Annotated in this window: 25 protein-coding genes; 7 read left to right on the plus strand and 18 right to left on the minus strand. The window is 37.7% G+C overall.

The window, feature by feature from the left end:
* Positions 1-18 precede the first annotated feature (18 nt).
* Positions 19-1089, minus strand: a complete 1071-nt coding sequence (rsgA, locus tag C9J29_RS13715; protein ID WP_008175282.1) for a ribosome small subunit-dependent GTPase A — start codon at positions 1087-1089, stop codon at positions 19-21.
* A gap of 397 nt (positions 1090-1486) precedes the next feature.
* On the opposite strand from rsgA, the gene C9J29_RS13720 reads away from it, so the two are divergent.
* Both C9J29_RS13720 and C9J29_RS13725 read left to right on the plus strand, forming a co-directional pair.
* Positions 1487-2569 carry a type III polyketide synthase gene (locus tag C9J29_RS13720; RefSeq protein WP_090002067.1) on the plus strand — a complete coding sequence of 361 codons (1083 nt, stop codon included), beginning with the start codon at positions 1487-1489 and terminating at the stop codon, positions 2567-2569.
* A 1-nt stretch (position 2570) separates the two neighbouring features.
* Complete coding sequence (locus tag C9J29_RS13725; RefSeq protein WP_089985818.1) at positions 2571-3113, plus strand: isoprenylcysteine carboxyl methyltransferase family protein; 543 nt, start codon at positions 2571-2573, stop codon at positions 3111-3113.
* Positions 3114-3131: 18 nt separating this feature from the next.
* On the opposite strand, the gene C9J29_RS13730 is transcribed toward C9J29_RS13725, so the two are convergent.
* Positions 3132-4325 (minus strand): GTP-binding protein, encoded by a 1194-nt coding sequence (locus C9J29_RS13730; protein ID WP_170844099.1) that lies wholly within the window; start codon positions 4323-4325, stop codon positions 3132-3134.
* A gap of 172 nt (positions 4326-4497) precedes the next feature.
* Here C9J29_RS13730 and rpmG point away from each other — a divergent pair, with 172 nt between their 5' ends.
* Complete coding sequence (rpmG, locus tag C9J29_RS13735; protein WP_008175287.1) at positions 4498-4647, plus strand: 50S ribosomal protein L33; 150 nt, start codon at positions 4498-4500, stop codon at positions 4645-4647.
* Between the two features lie 116 nt (positions 4648-4763).
* On the opposite strand, the gene C9J29_RS13740 is transcribed toward rpmG, so the two are convergent.
* From C9J29_RS13740 to C9J29_RS13755, 4 genes are all read right to left on the minus strand, one after another.
* Positions 4764-5483, minus strand: coding sequence for a hypothetical protein (locus C9J29_RS13740; protein WP_107922321.1), 720 nt, complete (start codon positions 5481-5483; stop codon positions 4764-4766).
* 11 nt (positions 5484-5494) lie between these two features.
* The gene (locus C9J29_RS13745) at positions 5495-5779 is read right to left on the minus strand and encodes a hypothetical protein (RefSeq protein ID WP_089985821.1); all 285 of its coding nucleotides are present in this window, start codon (positions 5777-5779) and stop codon (positions 5495-5497) included.
* Positions 5766-6344, minus strand: a complete 579-nt coding sequence (locus C9J29_RS13750; protein WP_089985822.1) for a hypothetical protein — start codon at positions 6342-6344, stop codon at positions 5766-5768. The genes C9J29_RS13745 and C9J29_RS13750 overlap by 14 nt, the downstream gene beginning before the upstream one ends.
* Before the next feature lie 86 nt (positions 6345-6430).
* Positions 6431-7069: a BMQ_0737 family morphogenetic spore coat protein gene (locus tag C9J29_RS13755; RefSeq protein ID WP_089985823.1), complete on the minus strand. Its 639-nt coding sequence runs from the start codon at positions 7067-7069 to the stop codon at positions 6431-6433.
* A gap of 232 nt (positions 7070-7301) precedes the next feature.
* Here C9J29_RS13755 and C9J29_RS13760 point away from each other — a divergent pair, with 232 nt between their 5' ends.
* The gene (locus C9J29_RS13760; RefSeq protein ID WP_089985824.1) at positions 7302-8486 is read left to right on the plus strand and encodes a hypothetical protein; all 1185 of its coding nucleotides are present in this window, start codon (positions 7302-7304) and stop codon (positions 8484-8486) included.
* A gap of 170 nt (positions 8487-8656) precedes the next feature.
* Positions 8657-9271: an exosporium glycoprotein BclB-related protein gene (locus tag C9J29_RS13765; protein WP_089985825.1), complete on the plus strand. Its 615-nt coding sequence runs from the start codon at positions 8657-8659 to the stop codon at positions 9269-9271.
* A gap of 122 nt (positions 9272-9393) precedes the next feature.
* On the opposite strand, the gene C9J29_RS13770 is transcribed toward C9J29_RS13765, so the two are convergent.
* The 10 genes from C9J29_RS13770 to C9J29_RS13820 all read right to left on the minus strand — a co-directional run bounded on the left by C9J29_RS13770 (position 9394) and on the right by C9J29_RS13820 (position 18324).
* A complete protein-coding gene (locus C9J29_RS13770; RefSeq protein ID WP_089985826.1) occupies positions 9394-9927 on the minus strand; it encodes a YfiT family bacillithiol transferase in 534 nt (177 codons plus the stop codon).
* Positions 9928-10151: 224 nt separating this feature from the next.
* Positions 10152-10397 carry a hypothetical protein gene (locus C9J29_RS24710; protein ID WP_237068842.1) on the minus strand — a complete coding sequence of 82 codons (246 nt, stop codon included), beginning with the start codon at positions 10395-10397 and terminating at the stop codon, positions 10152-10154.
* A 24-nt stretch (positions 10398-10421) separates the two neighbouring features.
* Positions 10422-11990 carry a BCCT family transporter gene (locus C9J29_RS13785; RefSeq protein WP_089985827.1) on the minus strand — a complete coding sequence of 523 codons (1569 nt, stop codon included), beginning with the start codon at positions 11988-11990 and terminating at the stop codon, positions 10422-10424.
* A gap of 128 nt (positions 11991-12118) precedes the next feature.
* Positions 12119-12889 (minus strand): alpha/beta hydrolase, encoded by a 771-nt coding sequence (locus tag C9J29_RS13790; protein ID WP_089985828.1) that lies wholly within the window; start codon positions 12887-12889, stop codon positions 12119-12121.
* Positions 12886-13668, minus strand: coding sequence for an ABC transporter ATP-binding protein (locus C9J29_RS13795; RefSeq protein WP_115648604.1), 783 nt, complete (start codon positions 13666-13668; stop codon positions 12886-12888). The genes C9J29_RS13790 and C9J29_RS13795 overlap by 4 nt, the downstream gene beginning before the upstream one ends.
* A 29-nt stretch (positions 13669-13697) precedes the next feature.
* Positions 13698-14693, minus strand: a complete 996-nt coding sequence (locus C9J29_RS13800) for a FecCD family ABC transporter permease (RefSeq protein WP_089985914.1) — start codon at positions 14691-14693, stop codon at positions 13698-13700.
* A 28-nt stretch (positions 14694-14721) separates the two neighbouring features.
* The gene (locus C9J29_RS13805) at positions 14722-15729 is read right to left on the minus strand and encodes a FecCD family ABC transporter permease (RefSeq protein WP_089985830.1); all 1008 of its coding nucleotides are present in this window, start codon (positions 15727-15729) and stop codon (positions 14722-14724) included.
* 104 nt (positions 15730-15833) lie between these two features.
* Positions 15834-16814 (minus strand): ABC transporter substrate-binding protein, encoded by a 981-nt coding sequence (locus tag C9J29_RS13810; RefSeq protein WP_089985831.1) that lies wholly within the window; start codon positions 16812-16814, stop codon positions 15834-15836.
* Positions 16815-17018: 204 nt separating this feature from the next.
* Positions 17019-17849: a helix-turn-helix domain-containing protein gene (locus tag C9J29_RS13815; RefSeq protein WP_107922322.1), complete on the minus strand. Its 831-nt coding sequence runs from the start codon at positions 17847-17849 to the stop codon at positions 17019-17021.
* A gap of 10 nt (positions 17850-17859) precedes the next feature.
* The gene (locus tag C9J29_RS13820; RefSeq protein WP_107922323.1) at positions 17860-18324 is read right to left on the minus strand and encodes a DinB family protein; all 465 of its coding nucleotides are present in this window, start codon (positions 18322-18324) and stop codon (positions 17860-17862) included.
* Positions 18325-18479: 155 nt separating this feature from the next.
* Between C9J29_RS13820 and C9J29_RS13825 the strand changes: the two genes are divergently transcribed.
* Entirely contained in the window at positions 18480-19274 is a 795-nt protein-coding gene (locus tag C9J29_RS13825; protein ID WP_107922324.1) for a sulfite exporter TauE/SafE family protein, read from the plus strand.
* Here the strand turns inward: C9J29_RS13825 and C9J29_RS13830 are convergent.
* Positions 19267-19635 (minus strand): YybH family protein, encoded by a 369-nt coding sequence (locus C9J29_RS13830; RefSeq protein WP_089985835.1) that lies wholly within the window; start codon positions 19633-19635, stop codon positions 19267-19269. The two genes, C9J29_RS13825 and C9J29_RS13830, sit on opposite strands and share 8 nt — an antisense overlap.
* A 138-nt stretch (positions 19636-19773) precedes the next feature.
* Between C9J29_RS13830 and C9J29_RS13835 the strand changes: the two genes are divergently transcribed.
* Positions 19774-20259 carry an SRPBCC family protein gene (locus C9J29_RS13835; protein ID WP_090002079.1) on the plus strand — a complete coding sequence of 162 codons (486 nt, stop codon included), beginning with the start codon at positions 19774-19776 and terminating at the stop codon, positions 20257-20259.
* 97 nt (positions 20260-20356) lie between these two features.
* On the opposite strand, the gene C9J29_RS13840 is transcribed toward C9J29_RS13835, so the two are convergent.
* The gene (locus C9J29_RS13840; RefSeq protein WP_107922325.1) at positions 20357-21118 is read right to left on the minus strand and encodes a hypothetical protein; all 762 of its coding nucleotides are present in this window, start codon (positions 21116-21118) and stop codon (positions 20357-20359) included.
* Between the last annotated feature and the right edge of the window lie 46 nt (positions 21119-21164).

Consider the following 21164-nt stretch of genomic DNA (forward strand, 5'->3'; position numbering starts at 1 on the left):
GTGTTTGTGTGCTCCTCTTTATTTTTTTCCCTTTTTAACGCCTTTAGAAATTTGCTTCCATTTACGTTGCTCCTCGAGCTTTGCCTGCACATTTGTTTTGCGTTCCATATAAGCCAATTCTCTTTGTAGCTTAAAATAGCTTTGTAAACGATTTTGATCAAGTTCACCATCTGCAATAGCTTGCTGTACTGCACAATACGGCTCTTTTTGATGGGTACAATCACGATAACGGCAAGCTTTTGCTAATTCCTCAACATCTTGAAAGCTAGATGATAAACTATCACCTTGATTCCATAATTGTAGCTCACGCATTCCCGGCGTATCAATTAAACAGCCGCCAGAAGGTAACATCACTAACTCTCTGTGAGTCGTTGTATGACGTCCTTTAGCATCGTCTTCACGTATGTCTGATACCTTCATCAGCATTTCGCCACACAGAGCATTCGTTAATGTAGATTTCCCTGCACCAGAGGAGCCCAGTAATGCCCCAGTAACTCCTTCTGTAAATAAGGCCTGAATTTCCGTTAAGCCTTCTCCAGAAATGGCACTCGTTACGAAAACATCTACTCCAAATGCTACTGAATCAACTTCCTTCACTAAGCTTGATGCATCGTCGCATAAATCCGCCTTTGTTAGAACAATAATGGGCTTTGCACCTGAATCCCAGGCAGCTACTAAATATCGTTCCAAACGGCGAATATTAAAATCAGCATTCAAGCTCATGACAAGTAACACAATATCCACATTCGATGCAACAATCTGTTCCTGGATTTCCAGACCAGCAACTTTTCGAGAAAAGACTGATTTTCGTTGGAATAATTGATGAATAATTGCTCGTTCCTCACCAGGCATTTTCTCTACTAGCACCCAATCGCCCACTGCGGGATAGTCTTCACGAGCTAAAGATGTATAGGCATAATGGCCAGCGATGGTCGCAAGCCATTCCCCTTCCTGAGCTAACACTCGATAGGAATGCTTATGCTCTAAAGTAACCCTCGCAGGCACACAATTTTTAAACTTAGACTGTTTCTTCATTTCTAACATTTGCTCTTCAAAATATTTTGTAAAACCTAATGTTGTTAAATTCAAATTAATTTCCTCCTAAAGGTACGTTTCCATGACGCTTCTGTGCAGACTTCCGCCAGAAGCAATTATCTTGATTCAGAAAATTTGAACCACGATAAAAAAACCTTGTATCTGCGCAATTCGGCAGTTACAAGGTTTCACACGCACGTTTAAAGGATATACAAATACCTCGAGCTATGCACGACGTCGCTTTGTATATTTTAGGCATGTGAAATGAAACAAACCGAATTGCAGTTCGCTAAAAATAGATTTATTCATCATGTCACATCACCTACTTTCCATTTAGTTGTTTCCAATATATATAAAATTTAGGGAATTGTCAAATAAAATATTATTAGCATGTATCTCCTTCCTTCACGCATAGAATGTACAAGACCAATAAATGCGAGGAGATGTTGAATTGCCTAAAATCATTTCTATTAGCACACATCAACCACCTTACACATTACAGCAATCAAATGCAGAGGAGCTTACAAAGGAGCTTTTCTATGAAAAAATCCCAAAACTAGAGCGCTATTTAAAGGTTTTCGATAATGGCGGAATTGAAACACGTCATTTTTGTGTACCACCTGAGTGGCATCGTACAAATCACTCCTTTGAGGAGCGTAATGGTTTATATATTGAACTAGCCACACAATACAGTGTAAGCGTCATTCAGGCATGCTTACAAAATGAAGCCTTCTTACATTCACCCATTTCTCCTAAAGAAATCGATGCCATCATATTTGTAAGCAGTACGGGGATCTCAACACCTAGCATTGACGCTCGTGTGATGAACAAGCTTCCTTTTTCCGATCAATTGAAACGTATTCCGCTATGGGGATTAGGCTGTGCAGGAGGAGCAGCAGGTGTTAGCAGAGCCTATGATTTTTGTAAAGCACACCCTAATGCAAAAGTGCTTGTTGTTTGTGTTGAACTATGTAGCCTCACTTTTCAGCCAAATGATTTTTCTAAAAGTAATTTAATCGGTGCTTCACTTTTTGCTGACGGTGCCGCCTGTATTCTCGTATGTGGCGATGAAATCATGATTGATACAAAAAAACCATCACCATCTATTTTGGCGGCAGGCTCTAAATGGATGCCTGATTCAGAAAATGTAATGGGATGGGACGTTAAAAATAATGGGCTTCATGTCATTTTCCAAAAAAGCATTCCGGCTATTATTACTAGTTGGCTTGGACCATATATTGAACAATTTTTACTGGAACAAGGAATTTACAGTGAACAGCTTACTCATTTTATTGCACATCCTGGAGGAAAAAAAGTATTAAAAGCCTATGAGGACACGCTTTATCTTTCTTCTCAAAAAACCGACATTTCTCGGGAAATATTACGTCAGCATGGTAATATGTCATCGCCAACCGTGTTATATGTGTTAGAACAATTTATGTTACATGAAGGACAAGTGGAGGATACAGGTTTACTCGTCGCTCTTGGCCCTGGTTTTTGTGCAGAAGCTGTATTACTAAACTGGAGGGAGTAGCATGATCTTCTATCTAATTGTAACGCTTGTCATTCTACAAAGATTGACAGAGGTTGTCATTGCTAAACGAAATGAGAAATGGATGATTGCTCAGGGAGCCTATGAGGTTGGTAACTCCCACTACCCTTATATGGTCACTATGCATATTAGTTTCTTCTTGTTTCTAATTGTTGAAGTAGTAACCAATCACAATGGTATATCGCCCTTATTCCCATTATTTTTTATTTTATTTGTAGCCGTTCAGGCATTGCGTATATGGTGTATCCGTTCTTTAGGAACGTTTTGGAATACAAAAATTCTCATTCTACCTCATGCACAAGTCGTGCGTAAAGGTCCCTATGAAATTATGCGCCATCCTAACTATGCTGTCGTTTGTTTGGAAATTCTCCTTCTACCTCTTATGTTTCAGGCATATTTCACGGCGTTTTGTTTTACACTATTAAATATTACAATGCTTTCTGTACGAATTCCGATAGAAGAAAAGGCATTACGAGATGCTACTAATTATAATCGTGTGTTTGAAAAGAAGATTTCGGAATCGTAGCCGAAATCTTCTTTCTTTTTATGAATGCCATTCCCAGTTAAACGGATCTTGTAGTCGTTCCCAAGGATTACGAAACTCTTCATCTGTTAATAAACAGCTGTCCAACTGTTTGATAATACGCTCTCTATCTAAGTCTATACCAATAAGAACAAGTTGGGTCATGCGATCTCCAAACTCGCTATCCCAATCTTCCAACACCTCCGGACTTTGTAGGAAGACATCTTCCTGCTGAGCTTTTGGTAGTGCCGCTACCCAATAAGAAACAGGTTCAATTTTTGCAGATGAACCAGCCTGTGATAGCAATAATGCTACGTCTTGATGCTTTGCACTCCAAACAATTCCCTTTGCTCGCACAATTGATGGTGGCATTTGGTCACACCACTCGACAAAGCGCATTGGATGGAATGGTTTTCTACTTGTATAGGTAAATGAAGATATGCCGTACTCCTCCGTCTCCGGCATATGGTTTTCATGACCAAGCTCTAATTCTTTTAACCAGCCAGCTGATTCTGAGACACGTTCGAAGTCAAAACGACCTGTATTTAAAATTTCAGCAGGATCAATTTCACCACTAACCGTTCGGATTATTTTTGCCTCGGGCTGTAATGCGCGTAGTATACGCTCTAACCGTTCTACTTCTTCTATTGAAACTAAGTCACACTTATTTAATACAAGGACATCACAAAATTCTATTTGATCAATAAGAAGGTCTGCAACATCCCTTCCATCTAACTCACCAATTGCTTCCTTACGCTCTAATAAACTCTCTCCCGATTGAAAATCATGCCAAAAGCGATGCGCATCTACAACTGTTACCATCGTATCCAATTGACAAAATCTCGTTAAATCTATGCCCAGCTCTTCATCTAAATAGCTAAATGTTTGTGCAACTGGAATCGGCTCACTAATACCTGTCGATTCAATCAATATATAATCAATATTGCCAAGCTTCGCAAGACGTTCCACCTCCTGTAATAAATCTTCTCGCAATGTACAACAAATACAGCCATTGGATAACTCCACAAATTTCTCTTCTGTTCGTGAGATCCCGCTGCCATTTGCAATAAGCTCAGCATCAATATTAATTTCACTCATATCATTCACAATAACAGCAACACGTAAATCCTTTTCGTTTTGCAATACATGATTCATCATCGTGGTCTTACCAGAACCTAAATATCCACTTAATACAGTTACAGGTATTTTCATTATTCTCTCTCCAACTCCTTAAATCGTAATCATTACTATTTAAAATTTGTAATTAAAACATATATATTTTCAAAATGCAAAGCTTTTAATCACATGAAAAAATAAACTTGACAATTTACACCCTAAAATATATTGTTTAAATCGTAATAATTACTATTTACAAGGAGGCATATTTATGCGCGTACAAATAACACTAGCCTGCACGGAAACTGGTGATAAAAACTATATCACGACGAAAAATAAACGTACTAATCCAGAGAGATTGGAGCTTAAAAAGTATTCCCCTCGCTTAAAACGAGTTACTTTACATCGTGAAACAAAGTAACTTAGGCAGTAGTTAATTAATTTGAATGTTTTTTGGACCAAGCAACCTTGCCCTAAAAAATAACTGTTTCAAAAGAGGAAGGCTTACTCTCTTTTGAAACAGTATTTGTATACCATCTATTCTCTATTTATTTCGAATGCGAGCTCGTTCAATTTTTGATCGAGTTCATCAAGCATTCGTAATCGAAAATCAATCTGCTCGTCTATATTTATAGACTCATTCATTTTTACTCTACTATCATCAGATTGATTTTTATAGCCCTTTATCTCATTAGTAAGTTTTTCTATTTCTAGATTTTTCGTTTCTAATTCTTTTACTAATTGTTCATAAAGGCTATCCGTCTCTACTTTGTTTCTATATGATTGTTCTATCGTCTCTAAAATACGTTCCATATGTCCACCTGTAACGATAGTAAAGTCATTTAATCTTTTATCTAACGCCTCCATCATTGACTTATAGTTTGTTTCTTCGATAGATACATCAATGTTTTCCTTTAATAACTTATTTTCTGCTCGCAGCTCGCTTAGTTCCTTTAATAAAGACTCTATCGAAGCAATTTGTTTTTTTCTTTGGAGCTCTCGCTTTTGTAACTCTTCATCATATGCTTCCAATTCCTTATCAAAATCTCTCTTCAACTTTAATAGTTCCATCGAAAGATCTTTTCTGAGCCTTATTAATTGTATATTCTCCCGTTCAAGACGTAGCACTAATGCATAATAATCACTATCCCTAAGCCTTTTCACTTCATTTTTATATTTGGCTAATTCGGCCCTTAAAAAAATAATCATTTGTTGGAGCTGTAGAGGATCATTGTTTTTGACAATATCGTTGTCCATCCTTGCACCTCCTAGCCTGAAAAACTTTTTAGAATTTCAATGACTTCTTCAAACTGTGCTTTACTGTCTTCTAACATTTCATCCAGTTGTTTTAACCACTTTTTTTGTAGTTCTGGATGATCATGTTGTTCAAATTTTTCACTTTTTTCCCCAGAGACAAGATAAGCAATTAATTGTTGTAATGTATTTTTTTCAAGAAAGGCAAAACTATTATCTTGTACATTACGACGGTTAAGCTGGTCCTTCAGCAATTGTTGGATTACGCTATTAAGTTCTTGTTTTTCATGATCCCCCATTGTTTTCCTCCTGTGTTGGACTAATGCCATTGAGATTAATTGGGTTTAACACAAGCACACCATCAGTTAGCTGATCACAATATGTAAAACCCATAATAGTGCCAGAATAAGATAAATTATGGGACCATTTAATTTGAAAATTGGTAAATGAAATCGTTTCATTTGGTTCGATGGTGGACTTCCCTATTGGTCTCAGCCAGTATTCCTCTTTGCTCGATTTGTCATTAAAACGCTCCCAATTACTTTGCCCCTGCGTCTTTAAAGTAGGTGTAAAATTTTCGTGGACATACCTTCCTGAGAAATAAAACGGAGAATCTTTCGGTAATTTAATGCATAAATATGGATTGGTGACGGGTGTATGCCCAATATTACGAATATGATAGGATCCTAAACATAGACTTTCTTGCTCAGAATCATAGGATATATTGAACGAGGATGTAAAATAACTAATAAGATTAACCTTATTTGGCACTGCTAGCTCTTCTACCAGCTTTTTAATTTCCTGTACATATGTGTTTGTCTGTTCTTTTACCGCTTGTATCTTGTCTTCTATCCGTGTTATCACTTAATGCCCCCTTACTATGGTTCATAAAAAAAAAGAGAGGATAACCCTCTCTTCATGATATGACTTTCCTCTATTTGTTAGCACTATTAACCAACAGTTGGGAAAATAACTGGGCATTGTTGTGGACGAACCGCAGTTGGACATGTGAATGGTAAATCTGCTCTTGGTTCGCAGAAAGTTGCTAAGAATTCCACAGTAACTGGGAATGTTGATTGAATGCTTTGGCAAACAGCAACAGTAATTGTTAACGCAGAAAACGTAATCGCACCTGCTGCAGGCGTTAGTGTACCAGTCGTACATACGAAGCAATCTAAATCTGTATATAGAATTTCTACATCTGTACCCTTAGGTGCACATAATGTCACTTGCTCACAGCGTGAAACAGGAATTTCAGCGCTTGTAAACATTGTTCCATTTGGTAATGTAACTATGATCGTAAGAATGAAATTCTTTTGAATATTTAAATGTTGAAGACAAACAGTTGATCCATCGATAGAGAATTGGCGATTCTCACGGTTTAGGATCACAATTGGATTTGTAGCTGCTGGAATTACACGACATGTAACAATAGCACCAGTTAAGTCAGTAGCTGGTGTTACGCCTGGGAATGTAATTGCTCCAGTTGGTGAAATATCAAATGACATTTCCTTTACAATCCAATCATATACCTTATCAACATTTATACAAATCAGTTCCTGCGCCTGGGATGGCATATGTTCTTGCATCCTTTTGACACCTCCATAAGTTTTTTATCTTTCGTTTGTAGCATATGTTTTTCAGCTATAAGTGCATGGGCTAATAAATAGTTACATTGGATATTTATAAAAATCAACGGCAAACATTTTTACTTACAGTGCTTTCTTTATAATAAGAACTAAAATGTTGAATGAACCGGTATATTTGTAACAGAAAGTCAATATTTTTAATAAACTAATAATGGAAAAGGGGTGAACTACAATGGAAGAGTCAAAATTGTATACCACTCAAGAAATTGAAAATTTAAGGCAAAAAATTGAAACCTATAGAGAATCGTTATCTTCATTAAAAATGGGATCGTCAATTGAAGATTTTCTTTATATGAAGCAGGAGTTTGATGGACTAAAAACGCAGATGGCACATTTAGAGGGGATTACAGAGACATTGGATACTAAACAAAATTCATATATAAAAGGGTATGATGATCAAATAAGGCTTCTGTCCATTCAGATTGAGTCTCTGAATCAAACCATGGAAGAAATGAATCAAGAAATTTTAGCTGTTTTAAACAAATTAGTAACTGTTGAAGGAAATGATACTACAACCATTTCTCCCTCCAATAAAATGCCTTCTCAAACTTCCGCTACTCACATACCTAGACAACCTAGAATGATACAGACAGCAGATAAAACTACGATAACATCAGCACAGCCATCTTATAGACTATTACAAAATTTGGCAGGAAAAGCCACAAACCACCAACAAAATGTAAATAATAATGGCGCTTCCTCTCCTCATAATGATCGACAGACAACTAAACCTGAAGAGCGGCATTTTAATCAGCAGTATTTTCAATCCATTAATACGCATCCAAGCCATATATACAATGGCTTATTCAGAAACACGACAGTTGAATCCACCTTCCATTTTAAAAATGCCACGGATGCAAAGGAAGTTCCAGTAAGTGTTTATGATCCATCTGCTGTACAGCTCACTTTAAGTGAAGAAGACATCGAGAAAGATCATTTACCATCAACTATTGTTCATGAATCGAGTACTGGAACCGAAAAAACAGATGATCCTATAGAGGTTGTGCATTCGAAAAATGAACGTAACAATCATGAGATTTCTGAAGTATCTACAGAATCGTTGGAACAGGTTCATTCGGGGATGCTTAGCGAGCCAGTTAGTCAAGACAATTCGGCAATAGCTAACGAGCCTCTAAACCAAGTTGTTTCAGAATCAGTAACAGAACCTGCTGACACACATCATTCTCCTTCATTAGAAACCGAAGAGTATGTTGAAGTGTATAATTCTGAAGAAGTCTATGAGGTTCATTCGTCCCTTGAAAAAGAGAATAAGCAACCTGATCCTGTAAACACACCAATTGAAGAAAATAAGAAGGGAAAAAACTCATTTTTCGATTTTTTTAAAAGGTGGAGTTAAATTTATCATTTTATAAAACATCCATTATGTATGTAAATATACATAGTGGATGTCTTTATGTTTCAAATAAAGCTGGCTTTAAGAAATCATTGAATTTATAGGTGAAGTAGATATTTGCCCTTAACCCCTAATCTGAAATGAATAGAATAATGAAGAAAGGGGGTGTAAAAATGTGTTTAAATAATTCTATGTGTGGTTGCTCAAAAAATGGCAATGGTGAATGTACTGCATTAGGACCTTTTGTAGCGATTGATGCGGCATGTATTACTACGCCTCAAGCAACTGGCTCAATCATTCCTTTCTCTTCTGGTGTCACACCTGTTGTTTTAGCATCATTAGTTACTGGATTAATTGCAACACCGAGTCTAATCGGATTTGGTACAGCAGTACCTGGTGTTACAATTTTAGGAAATACCATTGATTTATCTGGGGTTGTAACAGAGGCATTCTCAGTTCCTCGTCCAGGTAATATCACTGCTATTTCTGCATCATTCTCTGCAACAATAGCTATTGCTTTAATTGGAACAACAACCGTAACTGCAACAGTTTACCGCGCTCCTGCAGGTAGCACTGTGTTCACTGCAACAACAGCAACTGTCAACTTAGCTCCAGCATTTACTGGTGCCATAGCATTAGGCCAAACTTCATTCGCTTCTGCGAACGTAGCACCAGTTCCAGTCGTAACAGGAGACCGTTTATTAATGGTTTACTCTATTACAACTGCCGGTGTTGCTGTTGCACAAGTTCTAACAGGAACTGCAAGTGCAGGTATTACGATTGCTTAAGCCTCGATACAATCACCTAGAAAGTAATTTAAATATCCTTCATGTATGAAAAAATTGATAGCATTGTACTAAAAAATAATAGGCGATTTCTTTTTCAAGAAATCGCCTATTTCGCATTTTTACTATTTCGTCAAAGCATTCCGAATATGCGCCAAATGATGTTTGCCATGCCATGCATATAACCCAATTGCCTGTTCCAATGTTGTCAGACCTGAATCAGGATGATTAAACGCTCGTTGTAATTGTTCATCTGTTAAGCTTGTTAATAAGTAAACCCAACGTCCATGTAAACATTCGATTAGTTTAAGAGAAGTCGCTATTGGCATTTCTGAATCTGGTAGCAGTGCCCACTCAGCTTCATTGTATGGCTTAATAGTTGGCTCGTCCTCTGTTAAACCTAGCTTAAAGCGGATATAGCTGTTCATATGACTATCAGCAATATGATGGACTAGCTGTGTTACAGTCCAGCCATTTTCACGATAGGATTTTGCCAATTCCTGCTCACTTGCTCCACTTAATGCTTCTTCAAGCTGCTGTGGTAATAAACGAATATCTTCCAACCATTCTTTTACTTGCTGTGATGTCACTTCTGTTGGACATTGAAACTCCCCAATTGGATATCGTAAATCAAAATCGATCAAATTACTCTCCTCCATTTCTATATCCTCTTACTTTTCCAAAGTGTTTTAGGTCACTATTATTCCTGAATATCATAAATCAACGTATCAAAGTATTTACCATTTGTATACAGTAAAATTGCCCATTCTCCAGGACTAGGAATTTTTACGCTTGAAGGTCTATGAGCATCTCTCCATTTGCGGGCCCGCCAAGGCCTATGCTCCATCCATCCACTAAAATTGGCTGAATAGTTTTAGTATCTCTATGGTAGCCTACTACTGTTAAAAGCCTGTTCACCAGCCTGCATACCCTGTTCAATGGATTCTACCGTTTCACTCAATGCACTAGATGGTGGTGGTGCCGCTGCATACTCTTGAAATGCCTGAATCATCACCTCATGTATAATGGGTGCATCTTTTATTTCTGCTAATACTAGCTCAGTTAACCTCCACGAATGATTTTTAATACATTTTAATGTATATAAACACAAAAAAACTGTATTACTCATGAAAGAATAATACAGCTTATGACCTCATTTTTTTTCTTTAGCTTTTGCTTCTTTCTCAAGATGCTTTTTGGCTATCTTCAATCGTTGAATGTCTTTTTTCTTCAGCGGAATAATCTCATCCTTCATCATTTTAATATAAGAAATCATTAACAACAGTAATATTACCGTAAATGGTAAAGCGGCAATTAACGACGCCGTTTGTAATGCATCTAGCCCACCCGTATACAATAAAACACCTGAAATAGAGGCCATTAATATACCCCAAACTAACTTCGACAGTACTGTAGGGTTTAAGGATCCCCTTGTCGTCATACTGGCCATAATGAAAGTAGCAGAATCGGCTGACGTAATTAAGAAGATAATAATGAGCAAAATCCCAATAAAAGAGGCTATCGTTGAAAGTGGCAAATGCTCTAACATTTGAAACAACGCCACTGTTACATCGTTATGAACGGTTTGTGCAATTTGAGCTTCTTGATGCAAATCGAACCACAAGGCAGTACCTCCAAAAACAGCAATCCAAAAACAAGCAATAAGAGGAGGAATGATTAATACGCCAACAATGAATTCTCGAATGGTCCTACCTTTTGATACACGAGCAATAAAAGAACCAACAAAGGGTGACCAAGCTATCGCCCACGCCCAATAAAAGATAGTCCAATCCTTTACCCACGTCCCCCCGACATACGGTTGCATCCTTAAACTATATTGAATAAAGTTTGAAATATAATCGCCTATTGCTAGTGTAAAGGTTTCCATTATAAATACCGTCGGACCTGTTATAAAAACAAATAGCAGTAACACAATCGCTAGCATCATATTGACATTACTTAAGATTTTCATTCCCTTTTGAAGGCCTGTAGTGGCAGATAACATATAGCCAATAAACATGATAAGAATAATGACTACTTGGAAGAGAAATGTATTAGGTAAACCAAAGACAAAGCTTAAACCTCCATTTGTTTGGAGCACGCCCAAGCCAATAGAAGTAGCTACCCCCATAACTGTTGCAATAACCGCTAAAATATCAATCGTGCCCTTCACGACTCGATTTTTCCCCGTTACAGGCTCTAAGGCGGTTGAGATGAGCATATTTCTTTTTTTGTTAAATTGCACATACGCCATAACGAGCCCCAATATGGCATAAACAGACCATTGGCTGATTCCCCAATGAAAGAATGAATAGCCCATTGCCAGTCGGGCTGAATCTGTCGTAAGAGGTTTTGTGTCACTAAAAGGTGGTGAAAAATAATGACTCATTGGTTCAGCTACTCCCCAAAAGACTAGTCCAACCCCAAGTCCTGCAGAAAAGAGCATAGAAATCCATGTGAGAAAGCTAAATTCTGGGCGACCATCTTCTGCTCCTAATCGAATAGTGCCATATTTACTAATCGCCAAGCCAAATAGAAAAACCACGATTATAAAGACCGCCATTAAGTAAAACCAACCAAAAAAATCCGTCGTCATATGAAAGACACTGTTCGCTACATTCTTAAACTTTTCCGGTATTATTGCCCCAATAATTACTAAAAGTAAAATGGCTCCACTAGAAATAATAAATACTGGGTTGATTAAATTTTTATTTTTTTGCATACAGCGCCTCCATTAATCCCAGACGTTTTACCAAATTTCCTTTATTATGAGTTTCATTCAAGTATTTTATAAATCAAAACTTCCTGAAAATAAAAAACCGCATTACCCATAGATAATGCGGCTATTATTTATTCATTTTTAAAAGCAAAACGTATGGCTCTACTCATAACAGTAGGCACAACAGATGCATGATTTTCGTTTAAAGCTTCATAAAAATCAACCTTCATTATTTTTTCAAGCATTGTTGCCATTTGTCGTGCATCATCCACCATAAAGGTTTCCAGTTCACCAGCACTAATAAACAATGTTTCCTTCATAGCCTGATGCTCATTTAAAAATACTGAGGCACATGGGACTAATTCATGCTCATTCCACCAGATGGAGGGACTGATAGCCAGGTAATGTTGAAAGCTTGTTTGATGGTGAAATAATTGCCAAAGCGTAAAATAACCCGCTAACGAGTGACCAAATATCGATTGCTGTGCTTTATTTACTGGATAGTTAGCTTCAATCATTGGCTTTAGTTCTTCTTCTAGGAATCGACTAAAGTTTACTGCCCCACCAAGCTTTTCATGCCCTTTACCTTTAAATCTTGCGGGATAAATATACGTCTCTGCTGGTGCCGTAAAATCATAAAATCGTCGTTCACGTATATCTTCACCATGCCCAATACCAACTACAATGGATGGTAAAATACCTGTTTTTGGCGCATTACGACTTTGCAATCGGACTGCTTCTTTAACTAGAGGAAAATAAGAAGAACCATCCAATACATAGATGACAGGAAAACCTTCTGTTGGAGCTTCCTCATTGGGTATATATACGTTAATCCCATACGTATAGTCTGCCAATTTTGAAGTCATTTGCTGTGTTGAGTAATCTATTTCTGTTCGATTCATTTGTTTTCCTCCTTTAAAACGTCATAACCATAGCATACAGGTGTATTCGTTGCCGGATCTTCCATAATACGTGCATCAATGTTAAAGACTTGACGCATCACTTCTGCGCTCAAAATTTCCTGTGGTGTTCCGGTTTGCATGATAACACCCTTTCGCATGGCGATAAGATGATCTGAATACCTAGCGGCATGATTAATATCATGAAGAACCATGACGATTGTACATTGATGCTGTTCATTTAAATTTTTCACGATATCAAGTACTTCCAACTGGTGGGCCATATCTAAATAAGTAGTCGGCTCATCAAGCAACAATATACTTGTTTCCTGTGCCAATGCCATAGCGAGCCATACACGCTGACGCTGTCCTCCAGAAAGCTGTGCTAGCTCTCGATTTCGATATTCCATTGTATTTGTGACCGTTAACGCCCACTCAATCATTTTTTCATCCTGATTTGTTAAACGATTGACATTGTTGCGATGTGGATATCGCCCATAAGCAATTAACTCCTCGACTTTTAATTGCCCCGGTGCGATGGGTGTCTGTGATAATATTGCTAGCTTCTGTGCAATATCCTTTGTCGATAAATTTTGCATATTTTGCTCCTGCAAGTATACCGTGCCCTGTTGCTTTTTTAAAATTCGTCCTATCGTTTTGAGGAGCGTTGATTTACCACAGCCATTCGGTCCGATAATCGTTGTGACCTTGCCCTCTTCAATCGTTAAATTTAATCCTTCAAACACTCGAACCTGCTCATAACCCGAAGCCAAATTTTCCATTCTAAATGCAGTTTGCACACCGTTTCCTCCTATGCCTTAGATTTTACAAGTAAATACAAGAAATATGGAATTCCTATAATCGACACTACTATTCCAACAGCCAGCTCTGACGGTGCGAATACTGTTTTGCCGATAAAATCAGCTAGGATTAACAAGCCTGCACCAATCAATGCACTTACTGGCATGACATAACGGTGCTGAATACCAACAAGCTGCTTAGCAATATGTGGCGCCATTAAGCCAATAAAACCAATACTTCCTGATACGGATACGCAGGCACTAACTAGTCCCACACTGGCTAACAACAGCTTCATTTTCTCTTTTTCAACAGCAATGCCTAAACTTGTGATGCTATCCTCTTCCAGCTGAAAATAATCAAGTAAATACGATTTTCTATGCACATAAATTCCTAAAATTAAAAGCCAAGGTAACATAGTAAGAGCAAAAATCCAATTCGCATTGTAAATGGAACCTGCCATCCAAATGGCTGCAGATTCAAAATCCTGCGCACTCATTTTTAAAGATAGGAACAATGATAAAGCGCCAAATCCACTGTTAATGGCAATCCCAGTTAATATTAATCGCTGCATATCGAGATGACCGTTTTTTAAAGCAAATGTAAAAATCAATATAGCCGCAATTGTTCCACCGATAAAACCGAACAATGGCATCATTAAAATGGATAGCCAGCTATTCATATCTGCGCTCACTAATTTTAATTGAAAGAAAAACATAAAAATTACGACCGCGGCACCAGCTCCTGCATTAATTCCTAATATCCCTGGATCTGCGAGCCCATTGCGCGTAATACCTTGTAAAACAACCCCAGCCATTCCTAAACCAATACCAACGAGACCAGCTATGACAATTCGTGGTAAGCGGAATTCAAAAATAACAAGATCAAATTTTGGATTAGATTCAATACGCAATAATGTTTTTATGACATCCATCACTGACATATCAAAAACACCATTTGTAATATGTAGATAACTTGCAACTAAAATCAAAAGTAAAAGCATCGACATAGTCAAAAAGAATACACTTGAGGTATTTTTACGCACGTTTTTCACCTCCGTGCTTACGAACTAAATATAAGAAGAATGGTACACCAACCAATGCTGTTAAGACTCCAATTGGCGTTTCAAACGGATAATTGACAAAACGGCTCAGGACATCACAAAGCGCCAAGAAAAAGGCACCAATAACCGCTGCACAAGGGATGATATAGCGATAATCCACCCCAACAAGGAAACGAGTAATATGAGGAATAACTAACCCTACAAAGGCTATTTTTCCAACGAGAGCAACTGCTGTCCCTGTCAAGCATACGACAGCTAACATACTAATAATCCGTACTGCCTTAGTTTTTTGACCTAGTCCCATTGCAATATCCTCACCTAGCGAGGTAATCGTAATGGCCCTCGCACATAATAAGGCCAAAAATAAACCAGTTAATCCAAATGGAATTGAGAGCATCAGCATATCCATATCTACCATATGTACCTTAGTGTTATACCAAGCACTGACTGTTTGTGATACTTGGAAATACATCGCGATCGCTGTAGCTATACTGCTTAAAAATGTCCCAATAACCGTTCCAATAATAGCCAGCCTTACTGGTGATAAACCATTTCGAATTAATGAGCCAAAGCCAAAAACAATGCCCGCACCCAGTGCAGAACCTAGCATTGACAATAAAATCATCTGATAATTAGGCAGTCCTGGGAAAAAGACAATAGCTAATGTTATAACAAATGCAGAGCCATCGTTGACACCCATCAATGACGGAGAGGCTAAATAGTTTCGTGTAATTCCCTGCATAACTGCACCCGCAACTGCCAAAAATGCTCCAACTAACAGTACTGCGGCTATTCTAGGAATACGTCCTGTTCGTATAATTTGGTGATCAACATTGGAAGAATCAAATGCTGATATTGCCTGCCACACAGTGATTACACTAATATCCTTTGTTCCATACATAACAGAAACAAGTGCCACAAGGGCAATAAGGAAAGGAGATACCGCTAATATTGAAAATGACACTATGTTTGTTTTTTTCAACTTTCACACCTTTTTCTATACCATTTTCTTATCCAAACTTCTATTGAACAAAAGGCCGGTAATAGCCCGGTGATATCACCAAATCTACTACCAGCCTGTGTATACTATTTAAGTAATTTTTCAGCTGCTGCATCTAAGAATTTAACCTTAGACCAAGCCGTACCACCTTGTGCTAATGGGTCAATTGTATTGACATAAATTTCTTTATTTTGTGATGCCTTTAAGCTAGTGAAAATTGGATTTTTTTGTAGCTCCTCTAATGCCTTTGGAGTATCCTTATTTTCTGATTCCTCAAATTGAAGGAAAATAGCATCTGGATTTACTTGAGCTAGTGTTTCCAGAGATAATTCTGCTTGCGCTTTAGCTGTCGTAACTACCTCTGGAACTGGCGCACCTAAATCCTCATATAAAACAGGATTTAAATAAACGCCAGCCGGATAAATGTACATAACGCCACCGCGAACACGGATGATTAACACTTGTTTATCAGCTAATTGCTCTTTCGATTTCACCTGTGCATCAGCAACTTTTGCCTCATAGTCAGAGATGATTTTTTTAGCATCATCTTCTTTACCAGCTAGCTGTGCAAGCACTGTCAAATTTTCCTTCCAGTTTGTTGAAATATGCGAGTAAGGAATCATTGTTTGAATTTTTTTCAACTTTTCAGCCGTTTCTTCAGGGAATTTTGAAGTACCCACAATGACATCTGGATCCAAATTAAGAATGGCCTCTGCATTCGGCTCCATTTTATTTCCTACAAGTGTAGCACCTTCAAAATCAGATGCTAGATATGCTGGCACTTTGCCACCAACTTCAAGTACACCTACTGGCTTAATTCCTAGCATTGCAGCGTCTTCCATAGATTCAAGACTTGCAGCGACAATATTTTTCACTTCTGCTGGAAGCTCATATTTCTCACCTAAGTAAGTAATTGTCTGGGTCTTAGCTAGCTCTGTCTGTGATTCTGTTGCACTTGTTTCAGCCGTATTATTTGTTGATGTAGACTCCTCCGCCTTATCTGTTCCACATGCAGCTAATGATAGTGCTAAAAGTGCTGGCGCACACATTTTAAAATATTTATTCATAGATATTCTCTCCTAACGAGCTCATATTGATAATGATAATCGTTTTCATATGTATGTCAATATATAATTGATACTCATTATCATTTACGGATACTATCCTAACAAAGTGAAAATAGATTGTGAATGGACGATTTCGAAAATGACATGGATTTTTGCCGATTAAATCAATAAAAAAACTGTTTCTTTTTTTTAAGAAACAGTCAATTATACGTATTTGGCTTCCTCTATTTTTAATTTTCGATAGGCTGAAGGCGATAAACCTGTACACTTTTTAAATACCCTACTAAAATAAAAACAGTCTATATAGCCAACACATTCTGCAATTTCAGCTACAGGGATTCCACCATATTCTAGCAAGTCCTTTGCTCGTCTTATACGGTATTCCGTTATATATGTGCTTGGATTCATGCCTGTATGCTGCTCAAATAAATAGGCAAATCGACGTCGTTCAATTTCAAATTCACTAGAAATATTTGATACTGAAAGCTGCTCCGCGTAGTGCTCATGTATATACTGTAAAGCCTGCTCCATCATTTCATTGGCATTATCCAGAACCTTCACTTTTGCCGCAATAAGAATGTGTTCCAGCAAATTCATGAATAATGTCTTAGACTTAAATACCGCCATACTCCCTGGAAAGGAATAGCTTTCTACCAATTGCTGAACTTGGGTAATAATTTGCGTATTATGGCCTGTTTTAATAAGAAAGTGTTGCTGAGCTAGTGGATAAAGTGCCACCTCATCCATAGGTAGATTATAATGAACTACAGCATATTCCCAAACCTTCTGGCTCGTTACGTTCACTTCAATTGGCATTTGAGAACCGGCATGCACTATTACTCCTGGTTCCATCACATAAGGCGTTCCATTCAGGCTAAAAATAGCACTGCCTGCAAGCGGCACAATAATTCCACACTTTCCTGGTGCAGTAGTTCTCCCTAAATCAACTTCTCCCGGCTCCATTCTTTTCGTAAAGACATCGGTAAATTTTACAGACGCTTGGGCAAAGTAATCTATTAAATACTTGATATCCATGTGCTAGCTCCTATACATATAAAACGCTCTGAATTTGTGAAAAATGATGTAAATCATGGTCAATTAATCCGCCAAAATAATCCGCAACCGTTATGTTAGACTGCCCAATACTGAACGACTGGTGCCATTGCTCATCTGTCAATTGCTGAATGGTCTGTAGCAATTGACGCCTTGTCGAAACAAATTCAGTAATCGTTTTTTCTAAATGTTGTTCACGACTTTTTTCAGCTGCCTTCGTGTTCATATGCTCGATATCTGGCCCTTTTGGTAAAGATGTATTTATAAATAAATAAGGTATTCGATGTTCTAACACAAATGTATCCCATGGGGTAAGATGTCCTATCATCTCTGCAACCGACCATTTTCCAGATTCAATTGGCTTACGCCATTGCTCCTCAGATAAATTCCTCAAATCCTGTACCCAAATAAGAGATTGTTCATAGTGTTTAATAATCGACTTTTTGTCTCGTAGCATTGGATTTGCCCCCTTTCTCCTTCAGTTTGTAGCAATCTCATCTTAGCCCTCCAAAAGATAAGATAAATTTATAAATACTCCAAAATAATATATTAGATTTATATATTAAAAGCCTTTACCCTAAAGCTATTCAAGTGAAGTGAGGAGAGTAGCTTATGAAAAAAATTTTACTGGTATCATTCTTTGTAATCCTTAGTTTGTTGGGGCATTACTATGCAAAAATTTCTTTGACCCTCGTATGTATTGGTATTATAGCTGCCTTTATCGGTACACTTGCGGGAGGTGGAGGACTGATCACACTTCCTGCAATGATGCTGGTCGGCATTCCCATTCAGACTAGTATTGCGACAAATAAATTTTCAACTGGTATATCGGCTTTATCTAGCATTTTTTATTTACTGTACCATAAGGAGCTGCACTTGAAAGCTATTTTAAAATACATCGCTATTGCAGGTATAGGAGGGGTTGGTGGTGCACTTCTGGCCGTGTCACTATCTGAAAAAACTATGAATTTTACAGCCTGTATCCTACTGATCTTTGCATTAATCGTCACTTTAAAAAATAAGGCTTGGACTAACACTGTGAATCATACAGAGCATACAACGTCCTCCCTTTGGCAGCCCTTTTTTATTGCTATGTATGATGGTGGCTTTGGCCCTGGTTCTTCAACTTTTAGTATTTTATATTATTTGCGTTGCCAGCACACTTACATAAAAGCCGTACAACTCACTCGTGTACTGCTTTTTGGGAGTTGTACAGGAGCTTTTATTGTTTTTTATCAAACTGGTTTTATTCAATGGCACTATGCCATTGCCATGGCATTAGGCTCTATCCTAGGCTCTCAATTAGGCCTCCTAGTGCTGCCACATATTCCAATAAAAATAGCCAAACTACTCCTACCTGTCATTATTTCATTGTTGATTATTCAGATGCTATGGAAAATCATTTAATATTGCCACTCAAATGTTCATGAATTAACTTCCATTCACCATTCATCAACGTAAAAATATTTGTCGCTCTACCGCTACCTGATACAAATTTTCCATTATGATAGCCTTCATAGTGATATGTATAAAGACAGGTAGCTGTCTTTTCATCAACGGTTAACCATGCTATATCAGCCGCTGAATAGACCTCTTCTTGAATTACATTCCATGCGTGATTGAAGTAAGCACCAATTTCCTCTGTAGTCGTACATGTTTTATCCGAAAACCAATATACAGCCTGTGGATGCAAAATAACTTTTACCTCATTAAAATCATGCGTATTTGTTGCTTGGATATAACGTTCTAATGCTTGTTTATGTGTCATATTCTCACCTCCTTTTTAACAATATTATCCCATATCTTACTTCTTATAAATAATGTATTTATGTGATGTTCTCCTTTGAACAGTTCATAAAGAACACCTATAATAAGGACAAAATCACATAAAAAAACGGAGGATACTATGCTAGCTTCTATTGAAGAACAATCCAATCACCATGTTGCTACATTTAAACGCCCGCTCCCTCATGCGATAGAGGTTGTTTGGGCAGCAATTACTAATAATGACAAGCTGCAAAAGTGGATGAGTAATTTAGAAATCATTGAACTTCGTAACAATGGTAAGATGCATTTTAATATGAACGATGGAACAGATGCCTATGAAACAATAGGCATTACTGATTATGCAGAGAATAAAACTCTAGAATTTGATTGGGGTACGGATACTGTACGATTCGAACTTTCTTCTACTGACGAGGGCACATTACTACTATTAGTGGAGACACTTCAAGCTTTAACGGAGCATACGCCAAAGGATTTAGCAGGGTGGCATATATGTCTGGACTTGCTGGCTGATCTGCTAGATGGTCAGGAACCGCTAACATTCCCAATGGAGAGTTGGCAACAGCGATTCCACGACTACAAGGACCTTTTAGATTCCGTAAAATAAACGACTAAAAAAATCCTAGAGTGCAATTGACGTGCACCTCCAATTGTTAGATGTGTCTAATAATTGGGGTCACGTCACAATGACTCTAGGGTTTTTATTATTGGTTAAACGCTGTAGCTATTTCTATGGCCTTTAGAGGGTCCTTTATGGAATCGAGTGTATACACAAGCTTTTCATCCTGCCAAACGATTAAATTGCCTGATTGATAAACGTCCAATTGAGCCATGCCATATTGCTTTGGAATAGGGAGCATATGACTTTCTAAATATTCTACTACCTGCTTTGCAAGCTTGACACCAGCCTCTGGGTTTTCTGTTCGGGTATGTGTAGCAATTGCCCAACGTCCTTCATTCCATCCAGTCCATAAGGAACCGGCTCCCGCATCTTGGTAACCTTTAATATTGTAACCAAGATCCACTTTTCGCCCACCATTTTGATTAAAATTATCAAACGCTATTTGAGTGCTGGCACCTTCTGCATTATTGTATTGCTTAACGAACAATCGCCCTATGACGGTTGCTGATTTCTTTAATCGAATATCATTAATAGGTATATTCTCTTTACTTTCATAAAAGATAATTTCCACCTGATTCCCTTCAGTCCTTGTAGTAGCTGATAAAAAAGCACCCTCTGGAATAGGTAAAGTTGTTGGCATTTTTACGGTGAAATCAGCATGTATTTGATCCTTGATTTGTTGCAGGACCTCTGTTTGTTCAATTGCTGTTCCATTATTATGATGATTAGTTTGTTCTATAGGTATCTGGGTCTCACTTTCATGTGCTTGTTGATTTTCTTCACGATTTGCACAGGCACCTATAAAGCAAATACTCAAAAAAAGGAGAAATAGCATTTTTTTCATTAGCGTGGACCTCCATCTATTAATTTCCTTCTCTCGGTATTTTTCC

It is taken from the genome of Lysinibacillus fusiformis (assembly GCF_003049525.1).
Taxonomy (GTDB): domain Bacteria; phylum Bacillota; class Bacilli; order Bacillales_A; family Planococcaceae; genus Lysinibacillus; species Lysinibacillus fusiformis.